General features: G+C 71.6%; 6 protein-coding genes. All 6 read right to left on the bottom strand.

Annotation, left to right across the window (positions count from 1 at the left end):
* Positions 1-101: 101 nt before the first annotated feature.
* A complete protein-coding gene (locus tag FOE67_RS11255; protein WP_182663159.1) occupies positions 102-287 on the bottom strand; it encodes a hypothetical protein in 186 nt (61 codons plus the stop codon).
* 423 nt (positions 288-710) lie between these two features.
* Positions 711-1,256, bottom strand: coding sequence for a heat shock protein transcriptional repressor HspR (locus FOE67_RS11250; RefSeq protein ID WP_323384718.1), 546 nt, complete (start codon positions 1,254-1,256; stop codon positions 711-713).
* Position 1,257: 1 nt separating this feature from the next.
* The gene (gene dnaJ / locus FOE67_RS11245) at positions 1,258-2,445 is read right to left on the bottom strand and encodes a molecular chaperone DnaJ (RefSeq protein ID WP_182663157.1); all 1,188 of its coding nucleotides are present in this window, start codon (positions 2,443-2,445) and stop codon (positions 1,258-1,260) included.
* A gap of 168 nt (positions 2,446-2,613) precedes the next feature.
* The gene (gene grpE, locus FOE67_RS11240) at positions 2,614-3,378 is read right to left on the bottom strand and encodes a nucleotide exchange factor GrpE (protein ID WP_182663155.1); all 765 of its coding nucleotides are present in this window, start codon (positions 3,376-3,378) and stop codon (positions 2,614-2,616) included.
* Entirely contained in the window at positions 3,375-5,231 is a 1,857-nt protein-coding gene (dnaK, locus tag FOE67_RS11235; RefSeq protein WP_182663152.1) for a molecular chaperone DnaK, read from the bottom strand. The genes grpE and dnaK overlap by 4 nt, the downstream gene beginning before the upstream one ends.
* A gap of 312 nt (positions 5,232-5,543) precedes the next feature.
* On the bottom strand, positions 5,544-6,809 hold the full coding sequence (locus tag FOE67_RS11230) for an extracellular solute-binding protein (protein WP_228473775.1): 1,266 nt from the start codon (positions 6,807-6,809) through the stop codon (positions 5,544-5,546).
* Positions 6,810-7,234 lie beyond the last annotated feature (425 nt).

Genomic DNA, 7,234 nt, shown 5'->3' with positions numbered 1-7,234 from the left:
GGGAACACCCGGGGCCGCCCGCCCGGGGGTGGAGGGCGGATCCGGAGGCACGCCCCGCTTCCCCCCGACACCGGGAGGGGATCGACGCGGGGTCGGCGCGATTACTGCAGGATCTCGCCCCGGCCGGCCACGTAGGCGCCGCCGACCAGGGTGGCCCCGGCGACGAACGCCAACGCGGTGGCGGGGGTGGCCAGCACCGGCTGCCCCAGCTCGGTGGTCCAGCCCTCGCTGTGCTCACCGAGTTCCCCGAACTCGGCGAGGCGCCGGTCCAGCTTCTGCTCCAGCATGAATGCTCCCGAATGCTTTTTCGGAATGGGTTTCGAGACGAACCGGGCCGGAATCCGGCCGGTTTCCCGGCCGGATCGCCCCGGCGCACACCACTGTTCCAATTGCGGAAGATCCATTGAAGAAGCGGTTTTGTCCACATGCTGCAAAGCCGACGGCACCATCCTGTCGGCGGCCGTTCCGGGGGCCGAAGGGCACCCCGCGAACGCCTCGGGGACGCCGCGTCGCGGCGTCCCCGATCGTCCTCCCGGTGGCTGTGTCACGCCCCCGCCCGTCCCGGAGCACCGGGGACCGGCCCCGGCCCGGTTCCCGAACCGCCCCCGAACCACCCCCGAACAACGAGGTGCCCGTGGCCTCGACCGGGAACGGTCGGCACCACGGGCACCACGGGCAGGTCTCCGGTCGGGCCCGGCGGGCCCGAGCCGTCAGCGGCGGCGGCGCTCCGGCCGCCAGACGACCAGCGCCGAGGACTGTCGCACGTCCTGGTAGGGCACCAGGTCGCGCCGGTAGGAGGCGTGCACCTGGGCCTCGCGGCGGCGCATCGCCACGGCCGCGCCGTCCACCGCCTGCTGGAGTTCGGCCACCCGCGACTGGAGCGCCGCGACCTGGTTCTCCAGCTCGATGATCCGCTTGATGCCGGCGAGGTTGATGCCCTCGTCCTGGGAGAGGCGCTGCACCACGCGCAGCAGTTGGATGTCGCGTGCCGAGTAACGGCGTCCCCGACCCGCGGTGCGGTCGGGACAGACCAGGCCGAGCCGGTCGTACTGGCGCAGCGTCTGCGGGTGCAGCCCGGAGAGCTGGGCGGCGACCGAGATCACGTAGACCGGGGTGTCGTCGTTCAGTTCGTAGGGGTTGTCGTACCGGGCGCCGCCGAACGGCGCCTCGGACCGGGTTCCGCCCGGGGTGCTCCCCGGGAGTCCGGTACCGCCCATGCCCTGCCCGGTACCCACTCGACTTGCTCGGCCGTCCACGTCAGTCTCCCTTCGCGGCCTCGAAGAGTCCCGCCCGCGGGTCCTCACCCGCGGCTGCCTCGCGGTACTCCTCCAGGGCCTTCCTCGCCCTTTCCCCCATGTCGCGCGGCACGGTCACCTCGATGGTGACCAGCAGGTCGCCGCGTGTTCCGTCCTTGCGCGTCGCGCCCTTGCCCCGGGCGCGCATGGTCCGTCCGCCCGGCGTTCCGGGCGGCAGCTTGAGCGTCACCGGCGGCCCGCCGAGGGTCGGCACCTTGATATCAGCACCGAGTGCGGCTTCGGGGAAGGTCACCGGCACGGTAATCGTCAGATTGTCGCCACGCCGGCCGAAGAGGGGGTGCGAATCGACGTGCACGGTGACGTAGAGGTCACCGTTGGGGCCACCCCGCTCACCCGGCGCGCCCTTGCCGCGCAACCGGATGCGCTGCCCGTCCGAGACACCCGCCGGGATGCGCACCTGCATGGTCCGCGAACTCGTCGCCCGGCCACTGCCCCGGCACACCGAACAGGGGTTCTCGGCGATCAGCCCGCGCCCCTTGCAGTCCACGCACGGGTCGGTGAGCGAGAACCCGCCCCCTCCGCCCCGGCTGACCTGACCGGTGCCCACGCAGGTCGGGCAGACCCGCGGCGTGCCGTTGGTGTCCCCGGTGCCCGCGCACGCCTTGCAGGCGGCGCTGGAGGACATCCGCAGCGGCACGGTGGCGCCGTCCACGGCCTCGGTGAAGCTCAACGTCACCTCGGACTCGATGTCCTGACCCCGCCTCGGCTGGACCCGCGAGCCCGGGCCCCCGCGGTTGAACAGGCCGCCGAAGACGTCGCCGATGCCGCCGCCGAAGCCGCCGGCGCCACCCGTGGTGCCGGTCCCTGCACCCCCGGCCCCGGCTCCGAAGAGGTCGTTGAGGTCGAAGTTGAACTGCCCGCCGGCGCCCGGGCCCGGCCGGAAGCCACCGCCGCCGAACAGGGCGCGCGCCTCGTCGTACTCCTTGCGGCGCTTGGCGTCACCGAGGACGTCGTACGCCTCGGAGACGTCCTTGAACCGCTCCTCGGCCTTGGCGTCACCGGTGTTGGCGTCCGGGTGGTACTCCCGGGCCAGCTTGCGGTACGCCTTCTTGATCTCCGCCTCGGTGGCGTCCTTGGGGACGCCGAGAACCTTGTAGTAGTCCTTCTCGATGAAGTCCTTGGTGCTCATCGCGGCGTCCCTCCTTCCATCGGCCCGGCGCCGGCCGGTGTCGCCCGTGGTTCCCGTGCCGCCGGTGCTGCCCCTGCTGCCAGTGTTCCCAGCGCTCCCCGTGGTCGGGCCGCGCGCCTGCGCGGCAGCCCCCGGCGGACCCCGAGGGGTCCGCCGGGGGCGTCACCGTCAGCCCTCGTCCGGGCCACCGTTCTCCTTCTCGCCGCTCCCGCCGTCGGCGGAGTCCCCGGCGGGGGACTCCCCGGCCGACGTCTCGCCGGCCGGCGAACCGGGCTGGGGCTCGGCCACACCGACCCGCGCGGGGCGGATCGTGCGCTCACCGATGCGGTACCCCGGCTGGAGGATCTGCACGCACGTCGTCTCCTTGACGTCCGGCGAGTAGCTGTGCATCAGCGCCTCGTGGATCGTCGGGTCGAACGGCTCGCCCTCCTTGCCGAACTGCATCAGCCCCAGCTTGGCGGCGACCGTCTCCAGCGATTCGGCCACCTGCTTGAAGCCACCGACGAGTTCGCCGTGGTCCCGGGCGCGGCCGATGTCGTCGAGCACCGGCAGCAACTCGGTCAGGAGGTTGGCGATCGCGATCTCCTTGACGGCGACCCGGTCGCGCTCCACCCGGCGGCGGTAGTTCTGGAACTCGGCCTGCAGCCGCTGGAGATCGAGCGTGCGCTCGTTCAGGGCGGTGCGGACCTGGTCCAGTTGGGCGGTGAGCCCGGCCTCGCGGGCGGCCGCGGCGGCCGCAGCGGCCTCCGGGTCCTGCTCACCGGTGTCGGCGGGGTCCGAAGTCTCCCCCGTCGGCGTACCGCCCTCGGCGGGCGGGGTGTCGGCGCCCCCCTCGGCGGCGCGGGCGCCGTCCGAGGGGGACTCCGGGGTGGTGCCGGCGTCGGGGACCTCGGGCTCCTGGTCGTTGTCGAAGCCCTTGGGGTCCGAGGTCACGCGGCACCACCCTTCGGCTTCTCGTCGTCCACGATCTCGGCGTCGACGACGTCCTCGTCGGAGGAGCCGCCCTCGGTCCGGGCGCCGCCGCCCTCGCCGCCGGCGGCCGAGCCGGAGCCCTGGGCATCGGCGTACAGGGCCTGGCCCAGCTTCTGGCTGGTGGCCGCGACCTTCTCGGACGCCTCGCGGATGGCCGCGGTGTCCTCGCCCTTCAGCTTCTCCTTGAGGTCGGCGACGGCCGTCTCGACCTCGGTCTTGACGTCACCGGGGACCTTCTCGGCGTTCTCCTTGATGAAGTTCTCGGTGGTGTAGACCAGCTGCTCGGCCTGGTTGCGGGTCTCGGCCGCCTCGCGGCGCTTGGCGTCCTCGTCCGCGTACTGCTCGGCCTCGCGCATCATGCGCTCGATGTCGTCCTTCGGCAGCGCGGAGCCACCGGTGACGGTCATCCGCTGCTCCTTGCCGGTACCGAGGTCCTTGGCGGAGACGTGCATGATGCCGTTGGCGTCGATGTCGAAGGTGACCTCGATCTGCGGGACGCCGCGCGGGGCGGGCGGCAGACCGGTCAGCTCGAACATCCCGAGCTTCTTGTTGTACGCCGCGATCTCGCGCTCGCCCTGGTAGACCTGGATCTGCACCGAGGGCTGGTTGTCGTCGGCGGTGGTGAAGATCTCCGAGCGCTTGGTGGGGATCGTGGTGTTGCGCTCGATGAGCTTGGTCATGATGCCGCCCTTGGTCTCGATGCCCAGGGACAGCGGGGTGACGTCCAGCAGCAGGACGTCCTTGACCTCGCCCTTGAGGACACCGGCCTGGAGGGAGGCGCCGATGGCGACGACCTCGTCCGGGTTGACGCCCTTGTTGGCCTCCTTGCCGCCGGTCAGCTCGCGCACCAGCTGGGCCACGGCGGGCATCCGGGTGGAACCACCGACGAGCACCACGTGGTCGATCTCGGACAGCTGGATGCCGGCGTCCTTGATGACGTTGTGGAACGGGATCTTGCAGCGCTCCAGCAGGTCCGAGGTGAGCTGCTGGAACTGCGCCCGGGTCAGCTTCTCGTCGAGGTGCAGCGGGCCCTCGGCGGAGGCGGTGATGTAGGGCAGGTTGATCGAGGTCTCGGTGGACGAGGACAGCTCGATCTTGGCCTTCTCCGCGGCCTCGCGCAGGCGCTGCAGGGCCATCTTGTCGCGGGAGAGGTCCACGCCGTGGGCGGACTGGAAGCTCTTGACCAGGTGGTCCACGACGCGCTGGTCCCAGTCGTCGCCACCGAGGTTGTTGTCGCCGTTGGTGGCCTTGACCTCCACCACGCCGTCGCCGATCTCCAGCAGGGAGACGTCGAAGGTACCGCCACCGAGGTCGAAGACCAGGATGGTCTGGTCGTCCTTCTCCAGACCGTAGGCGAGGGCGGCGGCGGTGGGCTCGTTGACGATGCGCAGGACGTTCAGACCCGCGATCTCACCGGCCTCCTTGGTGGCCTGCCGCTCGTGGTCGTTGAAGTAGGCGGGAACGGTGATCACCGCGTCGGTGACCTTCTCACCCAGGTAGGACTCGGCGTCCCGCTTCAGCTTCTGCAGGATGAAGGCGCTCATCTGCTGCGGGTTGAAGTCCTTGCCGTCCAGGTTGATCTTCCAGTCGGTGCCCATGTGGCGCTTGACCGACCGCACCGTCCGGTCCACGTTGGTGACCGCCTGGCGCTTGGCGACCTCGCCGACGAGCACCTCGCCGTTCTTGGCGAAGGCGACGACGGACGGCGTGGTCCTGGCGCCCTCGGCATTGGCGATGACGGTGGGCTCACCGCCCTCGAGAACACTGACGACGGAGTTCGTCGTACCCAGGTCGATGCCGACCGCACGTGCCATGTCAGATCCTCCAGCCGAATCCTTGAGTAGCGTTGACTCAAGAGTGCCCGAGGATGCGGACGACGTCAAACAGCCTGAGCGCATCCGACTCAACTATTGGGTCGGATGCGCACTCAAGGGGGCCGGGGCCGGCGATCGGACCACCCCGGGACAGGGGCGGGGGCCCGGTGCGCACCCACCGGGCCCCCTTGTCACCCGTGGGGTGCCCCTGCCCGCCCCGGGCCGCCCCAATCACCAAAAAGGGCAGATCGGGAGAATTTGTTTCCCGGGCGCGCGGGCCCGCCCGGGAGGCCCCGGGTCGGGGCGCCCCCGTCAGCCGTCCCCCTCCGACCCGGCGCCCGCGCCGCCGTCGGCCCCGCTCTCCTCCTCGGCGAGCGCCTGGATCTCCGCCAGCACCGCGGCCGGGTCCCCGTCCGGGCCGACCGCCCGGTTCAGGTGCTCCAGGAGCAGGCCGCGCACCGCCGGCCAGGAGTGCTTGTTGAGCGGCTGGAGCTCGGCCCGCGGCATCTGGTCCACGAACTCCCACAGGTGCCGGTGGTCCTCGTCCTCCAGCAACAGCTGCGAGGCCGAGACGGTGGTGGGGATCGTGCCGTGCCGCCCGCTGGAGAGGGCGTGGTTCTCCGGCCGGTAGAGGAACTCCAGGAAGGCCCCCACCTCGTCCTCGTGCCCGTGCTCGCGGAAGGCGATCAGCCAGTCGGAGATGCCGGTGGGAACCCCGGGGCCGCCGTCCCGGGAGGGGAAGGGGACGTGCGCGTAGTCGACACCGGCCTGCTCCATCGCCACCAGCATCGCCGGGTGCCCCATCATCATGCCGACCTCGCCGGCGAAGAAGCCGCCGTAGGAGGTGGCGCGGTCCAGCTCGGCGGGGGGCGGGCCGGTCAGCCCCTCGGCGACGAGGTTGTCCCGCAGCCACTCCAGCGCCTCGATGTTCTCGGCCGAGTCGACGGCGTAGTGGTCACCGTTGTCGGTGTAGCCGCCACCGGCGCCGAGCATCCACACCAGCGCCTCCTCGTGCACCCCGTCGGGGCCGAACTGCAGGGCGTAGGGAATGGACACCCCGGCGTCCCGCAGGGCTCGGGCGGCCCCCAGCAGCTCGGACCAGTCGCCCGGCGGTTCCTCCACCCCGGCGCGCTCCAACAGGTCGAGGTTGACGAACAGGCGCGGGGTGCTGGAGACGAAGGGGATGCCGTACTGCTCCCACCGGTACTCCGCCGCCCGGACGAGCGGCATGTGGAAGTCGGCCTGCGTGGTCAGCGGCAGCAGGTCCGACGCGGAGTACAGCAGTTCGTCGGCGGCGTACTCGGCGAACGACCCGGTCTGGGCGATGTCGGGCGGTTCGCCGGCCGCGACCCGCTCGGCGAGGACGGTGTCGGCGTTCTCCCAGGGGACGAGCTCCACCTCGACGGTGATGCCGGGGTTCTCCTCCTCGAAGCGGGCGGTGAAGTCGTCCCAGAACTCCGAGGTGGGGATGGCGGCGCGCTGTCCGAAGTCGGCGGCCAGGACGGTGATGGCGACCTCCCCGTCGGAGGCGCAGGCGGTGGGGCCGACGGCGAGGGTGATCGCCAGCAGACCGGTCATGGTCACGCGGCGCGCCCGGCGCCCGCGGGCGCCGGATCGGGGCGCCGGGTCGGGGAGATCCGGGCGGGAAACGGGCCGGGGGCGGAAACGGCGCCGGCTCCCGGCGCACCCTCCGATCCGACCGGTCGGTATGTCACGTGCGTCATGGTCTGTCCGATTACGTCGTCGCACGACGAAGCCCCCTTGCCACGCTTCCTGCGGGATGGATGGCGGAATCCACCCGAAAAGTCGCCGGAGATTACCACGCGAAAGCCGCGATACGGGATGTATCGGGCGGGGCCGCCGGGCGTCCGGACCTCGCGTCCGCGTTCCGGCCCGTCCGCCGCCCCGCGCCTCCCGCGCCACGTTCCCGGGTCCGTCGATCGACGGAAAGACCGCCGTCACAACTTTTCCCCGCCCGTTTCCCGCCCGTGACCGAACACCCC

The sequence above is a fragment of the Streptomyces calidiresistens genome (assembly GCF_014141525.1).
Lineage (GTDB): Bacteria > Actinomycetota > Actinomycetes > Streptomycetales > Streptomycetaceae > Streptomyces > Streptomyces calidiresistens.
Note: the sequence above shows the minus strand (reverse complement) of the source record. Positions and strands in the feature narration are given on the sequence as shown.